Annotated in this window: 21 protein-coding genes and 1 riboswitch; of the genes, 19 read left to right on the top strand and 2 right to left on the bottom strand. The window is 52.2% G+C overall.

Translation table 11 applies throughout. The features are described from left to right. Nucleotides 1-19 precede the first annotated feature (19 nt). The gene (locus ACX1DY_RS21120; protein ID WP_458966172.1) at nt 20-343 is read right to left on the bottom strand and encodes a hypothetical protein; all 324 of its coding nucleotides are present in this window, start codon (nt 341-343) and stop codon (nt 20-22) included. A gap of 209 nt (nt 344-552) precedes the next feature. On the opposite strand from ACX1DY_RS21120, the gene ACX1DY_RS21115 reads away from it, so the two are divergent. Continuing rightward, on the top strand, nt 553-2,199 hold the full coding sequence (locus ACX1DY_RS21115) for a sensor histidine kinase (RefSeq protein ID WP_458966171.1): 1,647 nt from the start codon (nt 553-555) through the stop codon (nt 2,197-2,199). A gap of 24 nt (nt 2,200-2,223) precedes the next feature. After that, nucleotides 2,224-2,859 (top strand): response regulator, encoded by a 636-nt coding sequence (locus tag ACX1DY_RS21110; RefSeq protein WP_458966170.1) that lies wholly within the window; start codon nt 2,224-2,226, stop codon nt 2,857-2,859. On the opposite strand, the gene ACX1DY_RS21105 is transcribed toward ACX1DY_RS21110, so the two are convergent. After that, nucleotides 2,848-3,390: a hypothetical protein gene (locus ACX1DY_RS21105; RefSeq protein ID WP_458966169.1), complete on the bottom strand. Its 543-nt coding sequence runs from the start codon at nt 3,388-3,390 to the stop codon at nt 2,848-2,850. The genes ACX1DY_RS21110 and ACX1DY_RS21105 overlap by 12 nt on opposite strands. A gap of 308 nt (nt 3,391-3,698) precedes the next feature. On the opposite strand from ACX1DY_RS21105, the gene ACX1DY_RS21100 reads away from it, so the two are divergent. From ACX1DY_RS21100 to ACX1DY_RS21020, 17 genes are all read left to right on the top strand, one after another. After that, nucleotides 3,699-4,439, top strand: coding sequence for a YveK family protein (locus ACX1DY_RS21100; protein ID WP_458966168.1), 741 nt, complete (start codon nt 3,699-3,701; stop codon nt 4,437-4,439). Continuing rightward, complete coding sequence (locus ACX1DY_RS21095) at nt 4,423-5,064, top strand: CpsD/CapB family tyrosine-protein kinase (RefSeq protein ID WP_458966167.1); 642 nt, start codon at nt 4,423-4,425, stop codon at nt 5,062-5,064. The genes ACX1DY_RS21100 and ACX1DY_RS21095 overlap by 17 nt, the downstream gene beginning before the upstream one ends. A gap of 81 nt (nt 5,065-5,145) precedes the next feature. Continuing rightward, nucleotides 5,146-6,033, top strand: a complete 888-nt coding sequence (gene galU, locus ACX1DY_RS21090) for a UTP--glucose-1-phosphate uridylyltransferase GalU (RefSeq protein ID WP_019913304.1) — start codon at nt 5,146-5,148, stop codon at nt 6,031-6,033. A gap of 89 nt (nt 6,034-6,122) precedes the next feature. Beyond that, the gene (locus tag ACX1DY_RS21085) at nt 6,123-6,815 is read left to right on the top strand and encodes a sugar transferase (protein ID WP_458966166.1); all 693 of its coding nucleotides are present in this window, start codon (nt 6,123-6,125) and stop codon (nt 6,813-6,815) included. 25 nt (nt 6,816-6,840) lie between these two features. Next, nucleotides 6,841-7,776, top strand: a complete 936-nt coding sequence (locus tag ACX1DY_RS21080; protein WP_458966165.1) for a glycosyltransferase — start codon at nt 6,841-6,843, stop codon at nt 7,774-7,776. A gap of 8 nt (nt 7,777-7,784) precedes the next feature. Further along, entirely contained in the window at nt 7,785-9,125 is a 1,341-nt protein-coding gene (locus ACX1DY_RS21075; protein WP_458966164.1) for an O-antigen ligase family protein, read from the top strand. Continuing rightward, nucleotides 9,122-9,895, top strand: coding sequence for a WecB/TagA/CpsF family glycosyltransferase (locus ACX1DY_RS21070; protein WP_458966163.1), 774 nt, complete (start codon nt 9,122-9,124; stop codon nt 9,893-9,895). The genes ACX1DY_RS21075 and ACX1DY_RS21070 overlap by 4 nt, the downstream gene beginning before the upstream one ends. Continuing rightward, complete coding sequence (locus ACX1DY_RS21065) at nt 9,892-11,358, top strand: O-antigen ligase family protein (RefSeq protein ID WP_458966162.1); 1,467 nt, start codon at nt 9,892-9,894, stop codon at nt 11,356-11,358. The genes ACX1DY_RS21070 and ACX1DY_RS21065 overlap by 4 nt, the downstream gene beginning before the upstream one ends. Further along, the gene (locus ACX1DY_RS21060; RefSeq protein WP_458966161.1) at nt 11,324-12,709 is read left to right on the top strand and encodes a lipopolysaccharide biosynthesis protein; all 1,386 of its coding nucleotides are present in this window, start codon (nt 11,324-11,326) and stop codon (nt 12,707-12,709) included. The genes ACX1DY_RS21065 and ACX1DY_RS21060 overlap by 35 nt, the downstream gene beginning before the upstream one ends. Before the next feature lie 248 nt (nt 12,710-12,957). Further along, nucleotides 12,958-13,812 (top strand): glycosyltransferase family 2 protein, encoded by an 855-nt coding sequence (locus ACX1DY_RS21055; RefSeq protein ID WP_458966160.1) that lies wholly within the window; start codon nt 12,958-12,960, stop codon nt 13,810-13,812. Then, nucleotides 13,799-14,992: a glycosyltransferase family 4 protein gene (locus ACX1DY_RS21050; protein WP_458966159.1), complete on the top strand. Its 1,194-nt coding sequence runs from the start codon at nt 13,799-13,801 to the stop codon at nt 14,990-14,992. The genes ACX1DY_RS21055 and ACX1DY_RS21050 overlap by 14 nt, the downstream gene beginning before the upstream one ends. Next, on the top strand, nt 14,986-16,125 hold the full coding sequence (locus ACX1DY_RS21045) for a glycosyltransferase family 4 protein (protein ID WP_458966158.1): 1,140 nt from the start codon (nt 14,986-14,988) through the stop codon (nt 16,123-16,125). The genes ACX1DY_RS21050 and ACX1DY_RS21045 overlap by 7 nt, the downstream gene beginning before the upstream one ends. A 48-nt stretch (nt 16,126-16,173) precedes the next feature. Further along, entirely contained in the window at nt 16,174-17,274 is a 1,101-nt protein-coding gene (locus ACX1DY_RS21040) for a glycosyltransferase (RefSeq protein WP_458966157.1), read from the top strand. Between the two features lie 4 nt (nt 17,275-17,278). Continuing rightward, on the top strand, nt 17,279-18,619 hold the full coding sequence (locus ACX1DY_RS21035) for a UDP-glucose dehydrogenase family protein (protein WP_458966156.1): 1,341 nt from the start codon (nt 17,279-17,281) through the stop codon (nt 18,617-18,619). Nucleotides 18,620-19,080: 461 nt separating this feature from the next. Then, a complete protein-coding gene (locus ACX1DY_RS21030; protein WP_458966155.1) occupies nt 19,081-20,454 on the top strand; it encodes a sugar phosphate nucleotidyltransferase in 1,374 nt (457 codons plus the stop codon). Nucleotides 20,455-20,589: 135 nt separating this feature from the next. Next, nucleotides 20,590-20,669: riboswitch (cyclic di-GMP riboswitch) on the top strand. Between the two features lie 13 nt (nt 20,670-20,682). Continuing rightward, nucleotides 20,683-23,022 carry a PA14 domain-containing protein gene (locus ACX1DY_RS21025; protein WP_458966154.1) on the top strand — a complete coding sequence of 780 codons (2,340 nt, stop codon included), beginning with the start codon at nt 20,683-20,685 and terminating at the stop codon, nt 23,020-23,022. A 194-nt stretch (nt 23,023-23,216) separates the two neighbouring features. Then, nucleotides 23,217-24,737, top strand: a complete 1,521-nt coding sequence (locus ACX1DY_RS21020; protein WP_458966153.1) for a glycosyl hydrolase — start codon at nt 23,217-23,219, stop codon at nt 24,735-24,737. The last annotated feature ends 8 nt before the right edge of the window (nt 24,738-24,745 follow it).

Here is a 24,745-nt window from a genome sequence, read left to right as displayed (position 1 = left end):
TGCTATTATTTAGCTAATATTAGCAGTTTTTACGATAGTTCTTAAAGACTATGCCGGAGATGAAGCCATGAGGGAATTTTACTGCATCAGTTGCTGCAGTCTCCATAAGGTGGACACGCGAAACAATAATGTGCGGATTTTGTCCACCGGGTATCATATCGTTGGCGAACAGCGCTATCAGATTTGCATTTGCAATCCATCCAAGTTGCCTAAAGATTTGCCAGCGGTAGCTGAATAGACTGCGAACGACTGGAATGACTAGGACAATCACAGATATAGCAGCCATAGCAGCCTGTCCATTTTTTTGTGGGCAGGCTGCTTTATGTGCTTTGAAAATACCCAAAATTTATGAATTCGCTATCATTTGCAGGGGTGGATGGCTTTTTATAAAAAATCGAAAAAAAAAGCCCGAAAATATAAAATTCCTCTGAAATGAAAACGTTGTCAGCAAAAAAGGGAACTTGTTATTGTGATTTTTCTCATGTATGATGCTGTTAAACAAAGCTTAAAATAAGCTCGCATTTTCCACAAACTGGAGAATTGGGTGGTGGGATGAAAATTAAGTCAACCGCGGAAGACAGAATGATTTCTTTTTACAGAATTTTTTCTTTGTCCCTCACATCACTCATGTACCTCCTGGACCATACGGGGCCTTCCGTCATCTATAAATCCCTATTAATCATGGCACTATTCTTATTTGCCCAAGTATTCACAATCGTGTACCGGAGGCTGCGTAAATGGCCGCGTTATCTAATGCTTGCTGTAAGCATAGAAATGGCTGGAATCATTGCATTGATGTTATTTACTGGAGGGTATGACAGCTCATTCAAAATGTATGTGCTTAATCCTGTGCTGATTGCGGCAGGATCATTGTCATTTTATTTTGGCTGGAGTCTACTCCTGAGTTATATCGCTATAGTGGCTGTTAGCTGCTATTTTTTCCTGAATTCTGCCGGCAGAACCTTCTCAGAAGTTGTGCTTGAAAACGGCAACCTGTTTCTAGCCCTGGTACTTACGGTTATAATTATGCAAATGGTTAACCGGATTAAGCGGCAGAGGGAGGCAGCAAACGCACGGACGAACGAAACCATGGAGCATATTAAATCGCTGTATCATATCGTGGAAACCTCAAGCCAGCATGACTTCATGAACATTGGCCAGGTGATCACGGATTATGTGGTGAAGCTGACGAAGCTGGACAAAGCGCTGTTCTGGTTCGCCAAGAAGAGCGGCGAGCCTGCTCCGCAGAGCCGGCAGACCGGCTGGCAGCACGAGGAAGAACGTTTTATTTTCGGGGAGCTGGAGAAGCACGAGCACGAATGGAGACTGCAGCGTGAGCCGGTATTCAAGAGCCTGCCCGGGCTTGGAGATTTTCTGCTTATGCCTGTAAGGATGAGCACGCGTTTTGTCGGCATGATCGGCGTAAAGCTGGAAGCCACGGAAGGGCTGGAAGGGCGCAGATGGTACATTCAGCAGCTGATGTTTCTCTCCGAGCTGAGTGCGATCATTCTTGAGCGCCACGAGCTGGGCGTCATCGAGAACCGGCTGATCATCACCAATGAGCAGAACCGGATCGCCGATGAAATGCATGACAGTGTATCACAAAGCCTGTTCGGGATTGTATATGCGACCCATTCGCTGAAGCAGACGTGGCGGAAGATGTCCGAACCTGAGCTGGAGGAGCAAATCGAGCTGATTCATGACTCGGCCACCAAGGTTGCCAAGGAGCTGCGGATTACCATCTACAGCCTCAGCTCCAAAAAAAGCGGCGGGCCCACCTGGCTGGGCATGGTCCGGTCGCATTTGAAAAGCTTGTCCAGGCTGAACGATGTGGAAATTGAGCTAAAAATAACGGGGGATGATTTCAGTCTCCCTTACCCTTACCATAAGGCGCTCTTCCGGATTATCTCGGAGGCGACAGGCAATGCCATACGTCATGGCGCGGCCAGCCGGGTGGACGTCGAACTGTCACTCAAGCCGAAATGGATCAGACTTTCGATCATCGACGATGGCGTCGGGTTCGATACTGATCTGCTCTGGACCGAATCCGAGGATAACACCGGAGGATTAGGCATGAAGAATATGCAATATTTGGCACAATCTTTAGGCGGAGACTTTCAGTTGTCCAGCAGTGAACATTCAGGCACAAGAATTTTAATTACGATACCTGTCGGCGTAGCTGAATTAAAAAATGCATAAACTTTAGGCAAGGAGGTCGATCTAGTGAAAATCGTCATTGTTGATGATCACCCATTGGTGAGAAGAGGGCTTGCAGCGGTCATTTCCATGCAGTCCAATCTGCAGTTTGCCGGTGAAGCAACAAATGGTCAAGAAGCGCTCCTGGTCATTGAGGAGACGCAGCCTGATCTGGTGCTGATTGATCTGAAGCTGGCTGATGAATCAGGGCTGGATGTCATCAAGGCAGCGCGTTCGCGCGGGCTGATAAGCAAGTTTATCCTGTTGACCTCCTCGGCGAGCAGAGAGGATTTTTTGAAGGCGGAGGAAGTGCTGGTTGATGGTTATGTGCTGAAGGAAGCACTGCCGGAGGAACTGCTGTTTGCCATTCAGCTGGTACATAAGGGCAGAAAGTATTATGATCCCGGGCTGATGGAAGACAAGATGCGGATGAGTGGCAACAGTCCTACCGACGAATTGACACCTAAGGAGAAGGAAGTGCTGATTGAGCTTGGGCAGGGGGCATGCAACCGGGAAATCGCCTCACGTCTGTTCATCAGCGAATTTACCGTGAAGAAGCATGTCAGCCAGATACTGGCGAAGCTTCAGGTCGCAGACCGGACGCAGGCGGCACTCTATGCCAATGCAGTCGGGCTTACGAAGTATGAAATGTCATTTGACTGATAATATTTTTTGAAAAATATATCTGGGAACACGGACACGGCTGTCCGTGTTTTTTTGTGTTTCGGGAGCAACGGCAGAAATGCTGTTGTAGAAGCCGCGGGCGGCGGATTGCCCGGGAACACCGGCAGAAATGCCGTTGTTGGAGCCGTCGGCGGCGGGCTGCCCGGAAATAACGGCAGAAGTGCCGTTGTTGGAGCCGCAGGCGGCAGGCTGCCCAGAACCAACGGCAGAAATGCCGTTGTTGGAGCCCCGGCGGCCGGTTCGCCCGGAAACAACGGTAAAAATGCCGTTGTTGGGTCCGCCGGGGGCAGGCTGCCCGGCAACAACGGCAGAAGTGCCGTTGTTGGAGCCGCAGGCGGTAGGCTGCCCAGAACCAACGGCAGAAATGCCGTTGTTGGAGCCCCGGCGGCCGGTTCGCCCGGAAACAACGGTAAAAATGCCGTTGTTGGAGCCGCAGGCGGCAGGCTGCCCAGAACCAACGGCAAAAATGCCGTTGTTTCGTCTCTGGCGGCCGGTTTTACGTCGCCCCAAATAGCCGAAACCGCGAATTGAGATCAGACTAGCAGAGTAATCTGAACATTATCTGAACAAGAAAAACGCGTTGAAATGACACCAAACGTAGCTATTCGTGACACGAATAGCTATTTTTTTACAGCTATATGGTACTAAAGTATACCATCGCCCCCCTCGTATGGACCAAAACGCCTCACTCGAAAGTGAAGCTTAAAGTGATGGTATGACCCATGTGGGAAATCCATCGGATTGCTAGAATAAAAGCAAGATATCTGAAATTTTCATGATTGCTTTCAGAATGCAACTAATGCGGAAGGAGGGTTACTGTGGAAAAGACGATTTTGGACTACATTAACCTGATAAAGAAGAGGTTATGGCTAATCACGGTGTTTGTATTAATCTCCTGCGCTACCACCTTCTACGTCAGCAAAAACTTCGTCGTACCTGTCTACTCAGCCTCCGGACAACTGCTCGTCAACAACGCCGCAAATGTCCCCGAGAGCAATAACCTGAATAATCTGAACTTCAGTCTCAACCTCATCGAGAGCTACAAGGAAATCATGAAGTCCCCGACGATTATGAAACGCGTAGTAGCAGAGCATCCGGAGTTCAACCTGACGGAGCAGCAACTCGCAGCCAAGCTGCAGATCAAGTCTTCGGACAAAAGCCAGGTCATCAACCTGAGCGTACAGGACGAGAACTACACGAAAGCGGCAACTATAGTAAACGCAGTTTCGCAGACGTTCATCCGCAGCCTCCCGGCGCTGATGAATCTGGACAATGTGACGTTCCTGACACCGGCTGATCCGGCCGATGTTCCCCAGCCGGTAAACGGCGGTTCCACGATGAACATCATCATCAGCTTTGTAGTCTCGCTGATGGCGGCCGTGGGAATCATCCTGCTGCTGGAAACCCTCAACGGCACACTCCGGACGGAGAAGGAAGCGGAATTCGATCTGGGGCTGCCCGTTATTGCCAGCATTCCTTCGATCCGCAAGCGCGATCTGGGCAAGGCGGCAAATGCCAAAGCAAGAGTAGGGGAGGGCGCTTATGTTACGGCTGAATAAAAGTCTGATCACAGACCTGAATCCATCCTCGCATATCTCCGAATCCTTCCGCTCACTGCGTACCTACATTCGCCAGTTGGGATTGCTGAAGGGAAGCGGGGGGCAGGTGCTGCTCTTCACTTCATCTGAAGGCGGAGAAGGAAAAACAACGATTTTGTCTAATCTTGCGGTTTCCTTTGTTCAGGATGGCAAGAAGGTAGCCGTTGTGGACTGCAACCTGAGGCATCCGGGACTGCATACCGTGTTCGAGGTAGAGGGCAGCCACGGTCTAGCTGCATACCTCGGCGGCTTGGAAGAGGCCAAGGATATCGCCGTTTACGGAAATCTTGCGAATCTTGCCGTAATCCCGGCCGGAATTACTAATGTCAGTCCGCCGGATCTGCTGGGCAGCGACAAAATGGCTGCTCTGCTGAAGGAACTGAAAGCAAGCTTCGACTTGATTCTTCTGGATTCGCCCCAAGCGGTAGAATATAGCGATGCGCGCATTCTGGCTCCGCTGGCAGACGGTCTGATCATCGTTGCGAGACACGGAAAAACGAAACGCGAGTCACTGAAAAAGCTTAAAGGGCTAATGGAGCAGACGGGTGTCAAGATTCTGGGCATTGCCATGAATCAGACCAAATAGTGCTTCCGAAAAGCAAGTTTTGTACGAAGAGATTCGAGTGGAGCATATAGGCTCACAAAACTTTTTTAGGAGGTAAGTGCGATGAAGAAGGTTAAAAAGGTGATTATCCCTGCTGCTGGACTAGGAACGCGCTTCCTTCCCGCGACGAAAGCAATGCCTAAGGAAATGCTTCCAATCATCAACAAACCCACCATTCAATATATCGTGGAGGAAGCGATCGCTTCCGGCATTGAGGATATTATCATCGTTACAGGTAAAGGCAAGCGGGCGATTGAAGATCATTTTGACAATGCGTTTGAGCTGGAATCCAGACTGCTGGAAGACGGTAAGCTGGAGCTGCTGAAGGAGGTTCAGCGTTCCTCCAAGGTCGAAATTCACTACATCCGGCAAAAAGAACCCAAGGGCCTCGGCCATGCGGTATGGTGCGCCAGACGTTTTATCGGAGACGAGCCCTTCGGCGTTATGCTCGGTGACGACATCGTAACCGGCAAGGTTCCGTGCCTGAAGCAGTTGATCGACCAGTACGAGGACACACAGAATTCAGTGATCGGCGTACAGGAAATTCCCGATGAATTCACCAACCGTTACGGCATTATCGAACCGGATCTGCAGGACGGACGGCTCTACCGGGTTAATAATTTTGTCGAAAAACCTCCGCTGGGAACCGCTCCTTCGAACCTGGCGATTATGGGACGGTACGTGTTCACTCCGAAGATTTTCAAGTACCTGGATCTTCAGGAAAAAGGCGCAGGCGGCGAGATTCAGCTTACCGATGCGATCCAGAAGCTGAACCAAAGCGAGCGGGTATACGCTTATAACTTTGACGGTACGAGATATGATGTTGGCGAACGCCTTGGCTATATTTTGACCACACTGGAATTTGCGCTGCAAAGCGAGGATCTTAAGTACCAGGTAATGGACGCAATGGCGGACTGGCTCAGCAAAGAGGGACTAACTCTGAATAGCTAAAACTTAAGCGTATGCTTTCGAAGCAAGTTTTGCTCGATGTGATTCTTGGGAGCTTATGCTCACAAAACTTTTAGGAGGACTGAGAAGAAATGAGCATGCAAAAACTGCCGGAAGACTATGAGGCCGTCCTGCCGAAACTTTACATGCTACATGCCAATGAAGGAAGCAAAGAAATGGATTCCTATCTGGTGATGAAGCGGATTATCGACATTTTTTTCTCCGCTCTTGGCCTTCTCGTGCTGCTGCCGCTGTTCGCGGTGGTTGCTATCCTGATCAAGCTGGAAGACCCGAAAGGAAAGGTGTTCTTCCGCCAGACCCGGGTTGGCAAGGGTGAGAAGCTGTTTCCAATGTATAAATTCAGATCCATGGTCTCCAATGCCGAGGAGCTGAAAGCGAATCTGATGGCCTACAACGAGGTCAGCGGCGCGATGTTCAAGATCAAAAATGATCCGCGCATCACACGTATCGGAAGATTCCTGCGCAAGACGAGTATTGATGAGCTGCCTCAGCTCTGGAATGTATTGGTTGGCAATATGAGCCTGGTCGGCCCCCGTCCTCCGCTGGTGGAAGAGGTGGCGCAGTATACGGAATATGACAAGCAGCGGCTTATGGTCACTCCGGGCTGCACCGGCTACTGGCAGGTCAATGCCAGAAACAGCGTCGGCTTTGACGAAATGGTGCAGCTCGATCTGACGTACATTCATATCCGGAGCACGATGCTGGATCTCAAAATTATTGCCAAAACCGGACTGATGCTGCTCGGGTCCAAAGATGCGTATTAATAAAATGGAAATTGGGTGAAAGTCGATGCTTGTATACGGAGACGTTCCTAAGATTTCCATAATCATCTGTACCTACAACAGATCGGCTTTGCTGGTTAAGACGCTGCAGTCGCTGTTGCCGCTGGAGAATCTGGATCAGGCCGAAGTCATTGTGGTGGATAACCGCTCCAAGGATGATACGGCGGCCGCTATCAGGCGGTTCATAGATGATCACGGTGCAGATATGGATATCCGTTACCTTCTGGAGCCGATACAGGGACTATCGGCCGCCCGGAATTCAGGAATTCTGGCTTCCAAATCGCCGCTTATCGCTTTTCTCGATGATGATGCGATTCCTTGCCGGAATTGGATTACAACAATTGTAAGCACCTTTGAACAAAGACCTGAGGTTATGGCAATGGGCGGTAAAATTGCTCCGATCTTCGAAAGCAAACGCCCGGAATGGCTGATTAAGCCCTTCGAGCTTCCTTATACGATTGTGGATCTGGGCAACCGGATCAAGGAATATCCGAAGCGGCTTCATCCCTGCGGCGCCAACATGGCAATGCGCAAGGTAGCCTTCGACATCAGCCTGTTTCCTCTGGAGCTGGGAAGAAAAGGGGATTCACTTCTCTCCGGCGAAGAGACCTGGCTGTTCAATCAATTAGAAAGTGAAGGACATTCAATCCTCTATCATCCGCAGATGGCTGTCGATCATTTCGTGCCGGCTAACCGGTTGACTGAAGATTGGATTATGAAAAGATATTACAGCCAGGGCATATCCAACGCCATGAAAAGCGAAGGTGTGAAGGGGAATCTGCTCCTGCTGGGGAAGACGGCGGCTAAAGTCATGTATATACTGGCAGATTCCATCCTCTCCAGAAGCCAGGGAAGAAAGCTCCTGAACAAATGCCGGCTGGAGAGTATTCGCGGAACTCTTCATATGATCTGGAACCGGAAGAGGGAATCTGCAGCGGGGTGAGGGTGACAATGACGAATTTTGCGTGGGGCTCCAAAATATTACCATACGGAATGCTCTACCTCTTGTCCGCATTGCTCCTGGGAACGGCGGTCATCTACCAGCCGATGCTAGCGGTAGCTGCCGTATTTCTGATACTTTTGCTGGTGGTCTCGATCTCGCGTCCTGAGCTCATCAGCTATTTCGTTCTGCTGACGACGGCGGTTTCCATCAACTTTCTGTATGACGGCAGCATGTTCGGCATTGAAATTCTATCGTTCTACAAGCTGGTAATCCTGATGCTGCTGGTTCCTTGTATCCTGGTGAACGGACTGAAGTTCCGTCTCAGCCCGCCCCTGTGGGCAATGGTGGCGCTGGTCTTTATCACCTTCGGCTTCTCCATCTGGCTGCCGGAGATGAGCGGATCTATTGCCATCAAAGCTTTTATCGGGCTCTCCCTGCCCTTCGTTTTCCTCTTGATCAACTGGAAGAAGGAAGTGGCCGAGCGGCAAATCCGCATTATCACCATGCTGCCGCTGGTGAGTGTGGTGGCCGGGATTATGCTGCAGGTGGCGCATCTGCACAATTTTCTGGATGTCGAGTTCACCGGAGCGGTGCGGATTCAGGGAGCGAATATTCCGGCGCATCTGGCAATGCTGGCTTTTATGGGCGTAGGGATTGCATTTATCGAGATTAAGCGAAGTCCGCAGCATATCCGCTTTTTCTACATCATGCTCGCACTGAATTTCCTGATTCTCATTGGAACAGGGACACGGGGACCGATACTCGCGCTAATCTTGATGGTCCTTTATTATTTTTACGATATTTCGCGGCAGTACTTGAAAGGCAGAACACAATATCTGATTCCGCTCCTGTGCTCGGTTATCCTGATCTTCTCAGCCGTGTATCTGCAGCTCGATAACATCAAGAAGCGTTCCTTCGAACGCTCGACGGAGACGGGCGTTGACCTGTCGGGCCGGGCGGAAGCCTGGGAGTATTTCCTGAACAAGGCGGCGGATTCTCCGTGGTCGGGCAGAGGACTTGGAGCTGTTACGGTGGCGAATGACGGGACGCTCTATAAAGGGTTTGTAGTTCCGCATAATGAGTATATCCGCTTTTACTATGATGGCGGGTATATCGGAGCCATACTGCTGCTGATTTCTCTACTTGCCGTATTTCTGCTGGTGTACAGAGCTTTGGCACCGCCGGTCAGACCTTATTACCTGCTCTTTTTAGCAGCGTTTCTGATTTATTCTTTTTCCGATAACACGCTGTCGACGGTCCAATCCATCATTCCGTTCTGTTGGTACCTGAACTGCCTGTATCGTTCTTCACAGTCCACCGATTCCCCACAAAAAGAAGTGATACGATGAACCAAGTGAACATGTTCGATGTCAATTTCGATAACTATGATTTCATGGATTTGCTTGATTACATTGACAAAACGATTCAGGAACGGACGCAATCCTACATCCTGACCTGCAACGTCGATCACGTAATCAAGCTTCGCAAGGACAAAGAGTTCAGGACGGTCTATTCCGAAGCAGGCGCCGTAGTGGCAGATGGTATGCCGCTGATCTGGGCTTCGAAGATGCTGGGCAAGCCGCTGAAGCAAAAGGTATCGGGAGCTGATCTCTTCAGCCGCCTAGGCAATGCCTTCGAGCAAAGGAAGTACCGGTTGTTCTTCCTGGGCTCGGCAGAGGGCGTGCCGGAACGGGCGACCAAGAACCTTAAGGCGGCCTATCCGGGCATGAACATTGTCGGCTGCTATTCTCCTTCCTACGGCTTTGAGCACAACGATGAAGAGAACAAGCGCATTATTGAAATGCTGACCGAAAGTCAGCCGGATATTGTGTTCGTAGGCGTGGGAGCGCCGAAGCAGGAGAAGTGGATTTACCGGCATTACAACACTTATCGGGCGCCGATTTCCATTGGCGTAGGAGCCACCTTTGACTTTCTGTCAGGCTCGGTGAAACGGGCGCCGAATTTTATGCAGAGAACAGGCTTGGAATGGTTCTGGCGGCTCAGTCAGGAACCGGGGCGGCTATGGAAAAGATATCTTGTCGATGACGCCCAATTCCTGGTGCTGCTGCTCAAGGAGCTGCGCAAGCGGGATAAAGCAAAGGGAGGCAGGCTGGAATGAATGTAAGTCTTCCGTCCATGAAATCAGTAGGGGCGATGATGTTAATCTGCGGTATATGTCTTGGCCTTCCGCTGATGATCGGATTTGCCAGTGCGAAGCTCAGTGCTTCCAACAGTTTGCAGGGGATTATCCTGGCGGGAATTCTGTTCCCGGCCTTCCTGCTGGCGCTGCTGAAGCCGCGGCTGCTAATCGCCTACACCTTGCTGGTCTGGGCGGTTGCCCCGGAGCTGCGGCGAATCGCCGATTGGGCGGAAGGGGTCTATCATTCCGTATCACTGCTCAGTCTGGCGCCGCTGCTCACGGGAGCTGCGCTGGCGATACCGGTACTGAAGGAGATTCACCGCATCCGCAAATCCTCCACCCGGATTATTATGCTGTTCGCGGTAGCGCTGGCTTACGGATCGCTGATCGGGCTGGCCAAGAACGGCATCGGCTCCGTATACGACCTGGCGAATTACATCGTGCCGCTGCTGCTGATTCCGTTCTTCGCCGTAACGCGCTTTAAGCCGAAGGATATAGACCGGCTGCTGTATGCTTTTGCGAACATCGCGGTCCTTGTCGCCGTGTACGGCATCATCCAATACCTGACCGTTCCGCCATGGGATGCCTTCTGGATGAAGAATGCAGATATGATGTCCATCGGAACACCTTATCCGCTGGAGATTCGGGTATTCTCCACCCTGAACTCTCCGGGACCGGCCGCGACCTTTCTGGTCTTTGCCCTGGTGCCGATGATTCTGGAGAAAAAATGGCAGGGAACGCTGCGCTGGATCGGCGTACTGCTCGTAGTCATTTGCCTCCTCACCACCCTGGTCCGTTCCGCTTGGCTGGTTATGCTGGTGATGCTGCTCGTATACATCGCCTCCTCGCCGTCCAAGGGCAAATGGAAGACGCTGCTCCAGCTTGTTTTTGTCGCTGCTGCGCTCTTCTGGATCGTCCCTAAGCTGCCCGGTGCGGAAGGGCTGGTGGCCCGGATGGAGACATTGACCTCCGTAGAGGAAGACCATTCCTATAATGAGCGCCTGAATCTCTGGCAGAACATGCTGCCGATGGTCGCCGCGAATCCGGTCGGCCAGGGAATCGGCAGCGTCGGCCAGGGCACGAAGCTCGGCAATGGCGGTGAGCTTGGAGAATACGGCAATATGGACAATGGTTTTATTGCATTGCTGCTGACCTTCGGAGTTCTGGGCGCGTTGTTCTTCTTCGGCGCCCTGGGTGCAGTGATTAAGCAGATTGTAGTTCGGGTCACCAGCAAAGACAGCCTCCAGCCTTATGCCCGGCTGTCGCTGGCGGCCTGGATGGGAGCCGTAGCCAGTCTGGTATCGGACAATGGGTTTCCCGGTCTTAAGGGTTACCTGGTCTGGATGCTGATTGGCCTCGGCCTTGGCGCTAAAGAGATTATTGAGAGCAGAAAGAAGGGAACACCACATGCAGCCATCGAACGCGAAATCACTTCCCACTAGCAACGTCTGGTCCTCGCTGCGAAGATTTACGAAGAGTAAGGACAACAGTTCAGCCGCAGTAAAAACCATGTTCGTCAGCGTGCTGATCCTGCTGGTTAATATGCTGACCGGTGTTCTGACCGCCCGCTATCTGGGGCCAACCGGACGCGGGGAGCAGACAGCTATGGTGAACTGGTCGCAGTTTCTGGCGTTCAGCATGAGCTTCGGCATTCCTTCGGCGCTGATCTACAACGCCAAAAAGAACCCAGACGAAGCAGGAGTACTCTACCGGGTAGCCCTGCTGATCGCACTTGGATTCGGAATCGCGGCTATGGTCGTCGGGATTGTGGTCCTTCCGTACTGGCTGAAATCCTTCAGCCCGAGTGTGGTCCTGTTCGCGCAATGGTCGATGATCCTGTGTCCGCTGATCGTGGTGTCACAGGTCAACAATGCCGCTTTTCAGTTCAGAGGCGATTACAAAACCTTCAACTGGCTGCGGTATCTGATTCCGCTGTTGACACTGGCGTTCATCGGAATTCTAATCCTTACCCATTCGATGAATCCTTTTACAACGGCATTGGCTTATCTGGCGCCGTCGGTGCCGCTCTTCATCTGGATGACGATTTCGCTGCTCCGCACCTACAAGGTGAAGATGAAGGACGCATACCTGAATTTCAAAAGACTGTTCACCTACGGGCTGGGCTCCTACGGAAACGATCTGCTCGGACAGTTCTCCTACTATATCGACCAGATTATCATCGCCGGCCTGCTGCGGCCGGCGGATCTGGGGCTGTATGCGGTGGCGGTGAGCCTCTCGCGGATGGTCAACTTTTTCTCGAACTCGATCACTGTGGTGCTCTTCCCAAAAGCCTCCGAGCTGTCCAAGGATCAGGCGGTTGCCCTTACCTTCAAAGCCTTTCGGATCAGCACAACCTGCACCCTGCTGGGCTCGCTGTTCCTGATGCTGGTGGCGCCGTTCGTAATTCCGCTGCTGTACGGCAAGGATTTCAACACCGCTCTGACGGTGTTCCGCCTGCTGCTGCTGGAAGTGACGATCAGCGGAGGCACAATGATTCTGGCCCAGGTGTTCATGGCGCTCGGCAAACCGAAATTTGTCTCTATCCTTCAGGGTGTGGGGCTGCTGCTGGTAATTCCGCTGCTCTTCCTGCTGGTGCCGAAGTTCGGATTGCTTGGAGCAGGGGTGGCGATGCTCTCCTCGGGGGTGCTGCGCTTCCTGTTCATTATTCTTAATATCAGATTCAACCTGAAGGTCAAGCTGCCCCGCCTGTTCATTAACGGGGAGGACATTCAGTGGATGAAGACAACGATGAATTCCTACATCCGCAAAAAACCTATGGATACAAGCAGTTAAAGCAATTATAGCGGTTAAGCGAGCAGTGCAACTCGCGAGCTAAGGTTTTGCTTAAAAGACAAATGGACGGTGTCAGAGGAGTGGAAAGGAAGTTTGGAGCTGTAGAAGCGTTAGCGTTCGCCTTTGTCTTCCGATTTCAACCGCAAATTGCGGTTCTAATCAAAGAAATCGGAAGACAACAGCGATCGGAAGCCCAAACATTCCTGGGAACGACGACGAGCACCGGACAGAAAAAGGAGGATACCTTCATGGATTCAGTGACAAGCGTGCTTGGCAGACCGGGCAGCTACCCGATCTCGGCTGTCATCATTGCTCAGGATGACGAAGTTCGAATATCCAAAGCAATTCAGTCCTGCCGACTATTCGCCGATGAGGTGGTTGTAATCGACGGAGGGAGCAAAGACGGGACGGTGCAGCTTGCCGAAAGCTTGGACTGCCGGGTGTACGTCAACCCCTGGCCCGGATACGCGAAGCAAAGAGAATTCGGAGTGGAACGCGCCGTCCATGATTGGGTCTTTCTGATTGATACCGACGAAGTTGTCAGCGACGAGCTGGCGAAGGACATTCTTGAACGCAAGCCGGGTCTGACAGACAGCGCTGTAGCTTACTCGCTGTACCGGATCGGTGATTTTCTGGGCAGATGGCTGGATAAGGGTGAATATCTGGTGCGCCTCTATAACCGCAAGCAGTATGGCATCCGCAACAGCCTGGTGCATGAAATGCCCGAGGTGGAGGAGGAGAAGACGGTCCGCCTGAACGGAATCCTCTGGCATCAGGGCTTCCGCAGCATCAACGACCATGTGGCCCGCTTCAACAAATACACCGATCTGGAAGCGCAAAGCGCTTATGCCAGCGGCAAGCCTTTTAAGATCAGCCGTTTGCTGCTCCGCCCGCCGGCGCGTTTCCTGCAGAAATATTTTCTGCACGGCCTGTTCAAGAAAGGCATTTCAGGTTTTGCGGTATCTGTATTCTGGGTGATGTACGAATTCATGGTTGGCTTCAAGCTTTACGAGTTGAACAGCTCCGGCAAGCTGGCCCGGCATAATGCACTGGGCCAAGCCGAGAAGGAGAAGAAAGGGGAGAGAAGCTATGCCGTACAGTGATGGCTTGAACATTATGACGACCGGCCTTAGCTGGCCTTCCTTACAGCCGGGCGGGCTTAACACCTATTTTAAATCCGTGTGTGAGCAGCTTTCCTCCCGCAACCGGGTGCATGCACTGATCTGCAGTCAGGAGACGCCTTCTACTCCAAAGGAACTGATCATTCATAACGCCGGCGATCCGAAGCAGACGATCTGGAAGCGCAGGGATGCTTTTCAACGTAAGGCGGCGGATTTGATGGGAAATGGCAGCGGACGGATTGATATCCTCTATTCCCACTTTGCGCCTTACGGCGTAGGCCCGGCGATAGAAGCCAAGAAACGCGGAATTCCGGTAATTACGACCTTTCACGGACCGTGGAATGAAGAGATGAAGATCGAAGGTCAAGGCATCAAGCACCGCGTCAAAACGGCGATTGCCAAGTCCATTGAACATAAAGCCTACAAGCTCGCTGACAAATTCATCGTGCTCAGCGAATACTTCCGCGATATGCTGCACAGCCTGCACGGGGTGCCGCTGCACAAGATCATTGTAATCCCGGGAGCAGCCAATGTGGACCGGTTCGTGCCTGCCGCAAACCGGCTGGCAGTCCGGCGGATACTCAATTTGCCTGAAGGGGCAACGACAGTGCTGACGGTTCGGCGCCTGATGAACCGGATGGGGCTGCTGCAGCTTCTGGAGGCTTGGAAGCAAGTGTCCGAGCGTTTCCCGAATGCGATTCTGCTCATCGGGGGCAAAGGTCCGCTGCGCGGAGAACTGGAAGAGAAGATTGCCGACTACGGCCTCGGCAACAAGGTAAGACTGCTTGGTTATATTCCCGATCATGAGCTGGCCTCTTATTATCAGGCAGCGGATATGTTCGTGGTTCCGTCGCAGGCACTGGAAGGCTTCGGACTGATCACCGTTGAGGCGCTTGCCTCCGGACTTCCGGTAATGGCTACTCCGGTCGGCGGCAATAAAGAAATTCTCCAGGGCTTCCGCCCGGAGCTGCTGTTCAAGGGCTCATCCAGCGATGATATGGCTGAAGGCATGATTCACATGCTGAGCAACCGCAAGCTGCTGCCGGGCCGGGATGAATGCAGAAACCATGTGCTTGAGAAATACACCTGGCAGCATGTCGGTGAACAGGTGGAATCCGTATTCCTTGAAACCTTGGGAAAGGGTGTGGCCTCAGGATGCTAAAAGTTGCTTATATTGATCACACCGCCAAATGGAGCGGCGGAGAAGTAGCCCTGTTCAACATTCTTACCAATATTGGTGAACAGATTAAGCCGCTCGTGATCCTCGCTGAGGAAGGTGCACTTGCCGACCGCCTGCGGGAGAAAGGTATTGATGTCCGCATTATTCCGCTGGATGAGAGCATCCGCAGCCGCGGACGGAATGCCGTCAATCTCGGCGCTCCGGCCGCCGCGCTAGGGCTGCTGGCTTACGGGCGCAAGCTGGCTCCGCTGCTCAAGGAGGAGAAGGTGGACTGCGTACACACCAACTCCCTGAAGTCGGCATTTTATGGAGCCGTTGCCGCCAAGAAGGCCGGCGTGCCGCTGATCTGGCATATCCGGGATCACATCGGCGCCCCGTACCTGAAGCCAGTGGTCGCCAAGGCGATCCGGCTGCTGTCACGCCTGCTCCCGAACGGCGTCATCGCCAATTCCCATTCCACCCTGAAGGCGCTGGAGCTGCCCCGTACGAAGAAGACGCTGGTTGTCTACTCCGCTTTTGCCAAAGCCATCGGCGAAGGTATTGTGAAGCGGGACCAGAAGGATTTCAACGTCCTGCTGGTGGGCCGGCTCGCACACTGGAAAGGACAGCATGTCGTGCTGGAAGCCGCCAAAGCTTTTAAGAACGACAGCCGGGTGAAATTCTGGCTGGCCGGAGATGCCCTGTTCGGGGAAGAGGAATACAAGAACCAATTAATTCAACAGATGCGGCAGGATGAGCTGAATAATGTCAGCCTGCTGGGTCATGTGGATGATATACAAGGGCTCATGAGCAAAGCGGACCTGCTGATTCATACGTCGATTACCCCTGAGCCGTTCGGCCAGGTCATCGTCGAGGGCATGGCGGCCGGACTTCCGGTGATCGCCTCCAATGAAGGCGGGCCGGTAGAGATTGTGGTTCCCGGAGAAACGGGGCTGCTTATCCAGCCTGGGGATGCTGCCATACTTGCAGATTCCATCACCTGGATGCTGAACCATCCCGAAGAGCGCAGACGGATGGCGGACAGTGGAATGAAACGGGTGAAAGAGCATTTTGTCATCGAGAATACAGTCAAGGACATCGTCGATTACTACAAAGGCTTGCTGGCGGCGACCTGAGATTCTTCGGGGACTGATCTGCTCCATAAAACTTTGAGGATGATTCACATGAAAATTGCGATAGCGCACGATTATTTAATCCAGATGGGTGGGGCGGAAAGGGTAGTGGAGGTATTCCACCACATGTACCCGGAAGCTCCGATCTTCACGACGGTTTTTAACGGAAGCGGCCTGACTGAGAACCTCAAAGATGCGGATATCCGGGCCTCCTGGCTGCAAAAAATTCCGGGAGTGAAGACCAACTTTAAAGGGGTGCTGCCGCTTTATCCCATGGCCATCCGTGATTTGGACTTTCGCGGGTACGATATCGTCCTGAGCTCCAGCAGTGCTTTTATGAAAAGCATACAGGTGCCTGAATCTACATTTCATCTGTGCTACTGTCATACGCCGATGCGGTTCGCCTGGGATTATGACACGTACATGGAGCGGCAATCGAATTCCGGGCTGTTCAAAAGGCTGCTCAAGGTCTACATGCAGCGGCTTAAGACCTGGGACCAGCGGACTTCCAAAAATGTTAACCAGTTCGTCGCGAACTCCTCCGTCGTGAAGACGCGGATTCAGAACTATTACCACCGGGATGCGGATGTGATTTTCCCGCCGATCAATACGGCCCGCTTCAGCAGTTCATCCTCCATCGGTGACTACTACCTGATCGTCTCCCGGCTTGTCTCCTACAAACGGATTGACCTGGCAGTAGAAGCCTTCAACAGGAACGGACTGAAGCTGTACATCGTCGGTGACGGGCCGGACCGCAAGCGTCTGGAGGGCATGGCCAAAGATAATGTATCGTTTCTGGGCCGGCTGGGGGATGCGGAGGTTACAGGGCTGATGTCGCAGTGCCGGGCGTTTATTTTTCCGGGAGAAGAGGATTTCGGCATCACGCCGCTGGAGGCGAATGCCGCTGGAAGACCGGTCATCGCTTATCAGGCCGGAGGGGCGCTGGATACCATCGTACCTTACGTCAACGGCGTATTTTTCCAGCGTCAGGAAGTTGATGATTTGCTTACGGCCATAAATGAAGTGGAGTCCTATGCGTGGGACATTGGGCAGATTATGGAACATGCGCGTAAATTCGATGAACAGGCGTTTATGGTTCAGTTCAAGCAGTACGTGGAACAGGCCTACGTCAATTTTCTAAAGGGAGAATGATTGTATGAAGCTGACAGTAATCGGTACCGGCTATGTCGGTCTTGTATCTGGCGTATGTTTTACACTGAATGGGAATCATGTGATTTGCGTGGATAAGGATGAGGAGAAGATCAGCAAGCTGAAACGAATGGAATCTCCCATCTATGAGCCGGGAATTGAAGCGCTGATTGAAATGAACCTGCGTGAAGGAAGGCTGAGCTTCTCCTCCGATCTTCAGGAATCGGTCCGAAACTCCGATATCGTCATCCTGGCGGTAGGCACGCCATCTCTTCCGAGCGGTGAAGCAAATTTAAGCTATATCGAAGGTGCAGCGATAGAAATCGCACAAGCGATGGAAGGCTACAAAATCATCATGACCAAGTCGACGGTTCCCGTTGGCACAAATGAGAAAATCCGCAGCATTATCGCTTCCCACACGAACCATCCCTTCGATATCGTCTCCGCTCCGGAATTCCTCCGCGAGGGCTCGGCCATCCGCGATACGCTTCATCCCGACCGGATTGTCATCGGACTGGATAATCCGCAGCTTGAGCCAACCATGCGCCAGCTTCACCAGGGCTTCACGGAAAATGTGTTCGTAACGGATATCCGCAGTGCGGAAATGATCAAATATGCTTCCAACGCCTTTCTGGCGACGAAGATTTCCTTCATTAATGAGATTGCCAACATTTGCGAAAAAGTGGGAGCCGATGTAACCAAGGTAGCGGAAGGCATGGGAATGGACCGCAGAATCGGCTCATCCTTCCTGCAGGCCGGCATCGGTTATGGAGGCTCCTGTTTCCCGAAGGACACCAATGCGCTGATCCAGATCGCCGGCAACGTGGATTACGAGTTCAAGCTGCTGAAATCGGTAGTCGAGGTGAACAAAGACCAGCGCTTCATGATTATCTCGAAGCTGCATGAATCCCTTGGCAGCCTGCGGGGGGCGGTTATCGGCATCTGGGGGCTGGCCTTCAAGCCGAATACCGATGATGTCCGCGAGGCTCCGGCCCGCGAAATCATTGAGGTGCTGGTGGGCGAAGGCGCTACGGTGAAGCTGTATGATCCGATTGCTGCTGATAACTTCAGACAGCAATACGATCATCCGCAGCTCCGCTGGTGCGGGCTTCCCGAAGAAGCAGCCGAAGGCAGCGATGCCGTCTGCCTGCTGACCGACTGGAGCATGTTCAAGGAAATTGATCTGCACCGGCTCGCGGAGAGCATGCGCCGCCAGGTGCTGATCGACGGCCGCAACGTCTACTCCAAGGAGCAGATCGAAGGCACGGGCCTCGAGTACCACTCCGTCGGCCGCCCGCAAATGGGTGGCCTGAGCGGCTACTCCCCCAGTGTAGCCGGCGCGGTCTAGGGTTTGATGCATACAGGGCGCTTAGTACAACAAGCGTTCTTAACAGCTTCGTAAGCATACGCTGTCTCTGGCTTTTTACCGCTATCAGCGGCCGAAAGCCCAAACCTGCCGCTCAGCAAGCGGCAATGCTCGGATCTTTAGCAGTGCGCTTCGCCTCCGGGTGAAGCAAGCAAATAGGCTGTTAAGGGAAGGAACGGAGAGGAATTTTGGAACTGTAGGAGCGTAGCGTCCGCCTAAAAGCTTTCCGCAGGAAAGCTCGCTTCGGAAGCATATGCTGTCTCCGGATTTCTACCGCTATCAGCGGTTTAAATCAGGAAATCTGGAGACAACAGCCGGCCGAAAGTCCAAACATTCCTTGCAGTGACTCCCGCAACAGCCCGGTTTTAAGCTTCTTCACACATCGAAGCCCACAATAACAATCCAATATTTTCGCGACAACATATAAATGGGAGGGTTCACTCATGAAACTGGTACTTCTATCAGGCGGTTCTGGTAAACGGCTCTGGCCTTTGTCCAACGATTCACGTTCGAAGCAATTTCTGAAGGTACTGGAAAGCCCGGCCGGTGAACCGGAATCTATGGTACAGCGTGTATGGAGACAACTGCAGGAGACAGGAATGGCGGAATCCTCCTACCTGGCTACCGGCCGCAGCCAGGTGGAGATGATTCAGAGCCAGCTCGGCGCAGAGGTACCAATCATTGTGGAGCCTGAACGCCGCGACACCTTTCCGGCCATCGCCCTGACGGCTGCTTATCTGTATTCGATGAGCGGGGTGTCTCCAAGTGAGACTGTGGCTATTCTTCCGGTTGATCCGTATGTGGAGACTTCATTTTTTGATACAGTAATCCAGCTTGAGGCCACCATGCAGGAGAGCGGCGCGAATCTGGCGCTGATGGGCGTTGTCCCTGAGCTTGCTTCAGAGAAATACGGCTATATCATTCCTACCGGCGATCAGGCGGGGGCAAGCGGTTATATGCAGGTGAGCCACTTCCAGGAGAAGCCAGACCGTGTACTGGCTGAGGAGCTGATCAGCCGCGGCGCACTGTGGAACTGCGGCGTATTCGCCTTCCGGCTCGGATATCTGCTTGATATTTTGCAGCGGAAAGGGTTGCCTCTGAACTATGAGGAGTTGCAGAAGCAGTATAAATTGCTGGCTTCCATCAGCTTTGATTACGAAGTGGTAGAGAAGGAAGAGAATATTGTTGTACAGCCCTACGCCGGATTCTGGAAGGACCTGGGCACCTGGAATACACTGACCGAAGAAATGAGCAGCAACCATGTGGGCAAAGGTTTTGTGACCGCCGATTCCGAAGGAACCAGCCTGATCAATGAGCTTGATATTCCAATTACTGTAATTGGAGCCAAGGACCTGATTGTCGCTGCCAGCCCGGATGGCATCCTGGTAACCCATAAAGCGGAAAGCCCGCGCATTAAGGAAGTGCTGAAATCTTTTGAACAAAGACCGATGTATGAGGAACGCCGCTGGGGCCACTACAAGGTCATTGATTACGTGAAATATGATGAGGGCAATGAGGTGCTGACCAAGCGGATTTTCATATCCAAGGGTAAAAATATCAGCTATCAGCTCCACCACAAGCGCAGTGAAATCTGGACCATCGTCAGCGGTGAGGCAAGCATTGTGCTGAATGAGCAGAAGCATAATGTGAAAGCAGGGGACGTAGTCCGCATACCGGAAGGCACCAAACATGCGATTCTGGCTCTGACGGATGTGGAGTTTATTGAAGTCCAGACCGGCTCGGAGCTGGTGGAGGAGGACAATATTCGCATTACTCTGGACTGGGAAGATATCGCCCTGCATCAGTTCATTTCATAGGCGAATTAATCTATTTACCCAATTGTTACAAATCCAAAACAGGTATTAAGAACCATTTATTAAGAAAATTTCATTTTTACTCTAAACTATAAACTATTCGCGACGATACTTACGGTAAGAGGGATTATTCCTTCAAAACGATAAAGGCAAACCTATCGAAAGGTAGGGACGCAAAGCTATAGGGCCTTCGAAAGAGTGGCAGCCTGGCTACCGAAAGGAAGAAGAATGATGACAACTTACCGTAATTTTCGTTTTTTGAGTGCTGTTTTGTCCATTGCCCTGTTTATGACTGCATTAGGGATTGCGCCTTTATCCGCGAAGGCTGCCGCAAGTCCTTCAGCTCCGGTCAATCCCGACGCCTCCCCGGGGGCGGTCAAGCTGCTTAGCGATCTCTATTCCATTACAGGAAAAGGCATCATCACCGGACAGCATGACTACCTGGAGAGTCCCGATGAATTCAGTAACAAGCTTAAAGGAACAAGCGGACAATACGCTGCCCTTCACGGCTATGAGCTGGGCGTGATCAGCGGCCAATCGGAGAGCACTGCAGCCACGCAGCGCCGGAATGTAGTGAACAGCGCGATCAACTGGTATAAAAATGGCGGAATCGTCGCTATGACCTTCCATGAGCAATTGCCCGGCACTTCGTATCAATGGGCCAACGTCCAGAAGACTTTGAGCCAAGCGGACTTCGATAAGTATGTAACACCGGGAACCACTCAATACAACAGCCTGATCGCCGATCTGGACAAAGTAGCGGTCTCGCTCAAAAGCTTGCGGGATGCAGGGGTTCCAGTACTCTGGAGACCTTATCATGAAATGAACGGTAACTGGTTCTGGTGGGGTAAGAAAAACAACTTCCCTAAATTGTGGAATATTATGTATGACCGCTTTGTGGGCGTTCATAAATTAAACAACCTGCTGTGGGTATGGAACCCGAATGCCCCGAATGGTTGGGCCGATCCGTATGCCCTGACTTATCCGGGCGCTGACAAGGTAGACGTTCTTGCGGCAGACATATATGACAATGATTTTATGAATATTTATCATGACAGCCTGCTGAGCCTTGCTAACGGCAAACCTATTGCCATCGGTGAAAATGGTCAAATGCCAAGCACGGCAAAGCTGCAGCTATCCCAGAAAAACTGGGTATACATGATGAGCTGGGGCAAAATGCTCTACGAGAACAACAGTACCGATACAATTAAAAGCTTCATGAATGACAAATATACATTGACCCGTGACAAGTACAAAGCGGGACTGACACTGTCGCCAGCACCGACACCGACACCTACAGCAACGCCGACGCCGACACCAACGGCAACGCCAGCACCTACGGCAAAGCCGACGCCAACGGCAACACCGAGGCCAACAGCAGCAACGCCGACGCCGACGCCAACGCCGTACAGCGATGATGCGGCACAAGCGCCAACGCCAGTCTTGAATGGTCTTCAGGGTGAGTACTTCAAGAACATGACACTTTCAGGTACGCCTGTCCTGGTACGCAACGATGCTGCGGTCAACTTTAACTGGCGTCAGGCTGCACCTGACCCGGCGCTCGGTGTGGATGCCTTCTCCATCCGCTGGACCGGCAAGATCAAGCCTTCTTACAGTGAGACTTATCAATTCTATACCACCTCGGATGATGGTATCCGTGTCTATATTGACGGCACACCCGTAATCGACAGTTGGATGAAGCAGAGCGGAACCGAACGGACCGGAAGCATCGCCTTAAAGGCGGGTCAACTATACGATATCAAGGTTGAATATTACGAGAACGCGGGCGATGCCAATATCCGCCTGATGTGGCAAAGCCCAAGCCAGGCGAAGGTAACGGTTCCGGCCAGTGCCTTGTTTGTAAATACGCCGGCTGCCAGTGAAAGCACATCTTCATCGGAGATGGGTGCGGAGGCACCGGCAGCACCAGTACCGGCAACGACAGCAGTACCAACACCAGTATCGACACCAACGGTAATATCAACACCAGTACCAACAGCAACGCCAACACCAGTACCGACAGCAACAGCAACACCAGTATCGACACCAACAGCAGCGCCAGCACCAACTACAGTACCGGCTCCGACAGCAGCGCCAACCCCAACGCCGCCCGTCCTCAGTGCGCCAGCTCCGGCTGCGAACGGACTGCAGGCGGAATACTTCAATAATATGCAGCTGTCGGGTACTCCGGCATTGGTGCGCAACGATGCGGTGCTTGATTTCAACTGGCGTCTGGGCTCGCCGGACGCTGCAATCAGCAATGATTTCTTCTCTGTTCGCTGGAGCGGGAAGATCAAGCCGCTGTACAGTGAGACTTATTCTTTTTACACGACAACAGATGATGGTGTACGCGTTTGGGTCAATGGAACCCTTGTGATTGACAGTTGGACGAAGCAGAGCGGAACCGAACGTACAGGAAGCATAAGCCTGCAAGCCGGGCAGCTATATGAACTCAAAGTGGAGTATTACGAGAATCAAGGGGATGCAAAAGCACGGCTGATGTGGGAAAGTCCGAGTCAGGTTAAAGGGACGGTCCCGGCGAACGCACTTTTTCTTCCTTCCGCTTCCTAAGTGAATTACTGCTTAATTCATCACCGAACGCCGATACTGGTTAAGTCGTTACAATATTAAATCCTATAAAGCCCACTCTTAGTGGCCCTGCTCACCAGCAGGGCTACTAAGCTATAGCCGGCATTTGCCGCAGGAAGTATCGCCTGCACCAGGAGAGCTTTCATGGCAGATGCGGCTGGAGAAAGGAGATTACATTGAACACTTTTCGCAAGTACCGGTTATTTACGATTATTATTGTTATCCTTAGTCTTTCTTTAGTGCCTTGGACAGAGGCCCGAAGTCTCCCTGTATCCGGGAATGAGCTGGTTTCCGCAGAGGCCATCGCACCTGTTAATTCTGCGGCTTCCAAGGAAGCCGTAAGTCTTCTGGATTATCTCGCCAAGCTTAGCGGCAAAGGCATCGTTTCCGGCCAGCATGATTATCTGGAGAGTCCTGATGAGTATAGTAACGCGCTTAAAAACATCAGCGGGGAGTATGCGGTACTCCATGGCTATGAGTTTGGGGCCGTTAACAACCAGCCTGCTGGAACCATTGCCCGGCAGCGCCAGGCTGTTGTAGACAGTGCGATTAGATGGTATAAAGGCGGCGGCATCGTGGCGATGACCTTCCACCAGAGTCTCCCCGGAACCTCACCCGAGTGGGCCAATGTGCGTATGAACCTGAGCCAGGAGAAGTTTGACGCATATGTTACGCCGGGAACCCCGCAGTACAAGAGTCTGATAGCTGAGCTTGATGAAGTTGCCTTCTACCTGGGGGAGTTGCGCGATGCCGGAGTTCCGGTTCTATGGCGGCCTTACCATGAAATGAACGGGAACTGGTTCTGGTGGGGGCAGAAGGATAATTTCGCCGAGCTTTGGAATATAGCCTACGACCGTTTGGTGAACAAGCATAAGCTGAACAACCTGCTGTGGGTATGGAACCCGAATGCGCCCAATGAATGGGCAGACTCCTATGAACCCTACTATCCCGGGGCGGGTAAGGTTGACGTGCTGGCAGCGGATATTTATAACAATGATTTCAAGCAGTCTTATTATGAAAGCTTGCTTACGCTGGCGAACGGCAAACCCATCGGCATCGGCGAGAGCGGGGAGCTTCCAGACCCTGTTACATTGTCTCAAACCCAGAGCAAATGGGTATATATGATGACATGGGGGAAAATGCTGACCGAAAACAATAATCTGCAGACTATTAAAAGCTTCATGAGCAATACACGCACCGTGTCCAGAGCCGACTATATCGAAACCCAAGGCAAACCCGTCAGCACACCAATCAATACACCTCCGATCTTAAAAAACGGCTTAACCGGACAGTATTTCAACAACGCGGGCCTGGCAGGGCCTGCGGTGCTGACCCGTAATGACAAGAAGATTGATTTCAATTGGCACGGAGACTCTCCGGCGGCAGGCATCGGCAAAGATTCCTTCTCCGTTCGCTGGACGGGCAAAATCAAGCCGGTCTACAGTGAAAAGTATACCTTCATTGCTTCTTCGGATGACGGTGTCCGCGTCTGGATCGGCGGCAGGCTGATCATCGACAGCTGGAGGAAGCAAAGCGGCATCAGCCGTGAGGGAGACATCCTGCTTGCAGCAGGAACCTCGTATGATATTAAGGTTGAGTATTACGAGAACCGTGGTGATGCAAACATCCGCCTAATGTGGAAGAGTCCGAGCCAGAAGCTGGCGGTCATTCCCCAGAACGCACTAACCTTTCCATGAACAATCGA

It is taken from the genome of Paenibacillus sp. BAC0078 (genome assembly GCF_054483875.1).
The sequence above is the reverse complement of the archived record's forward strand: the minus strand, read 5'-3'. Positions and strand labels throughout refer to the sequence as shown.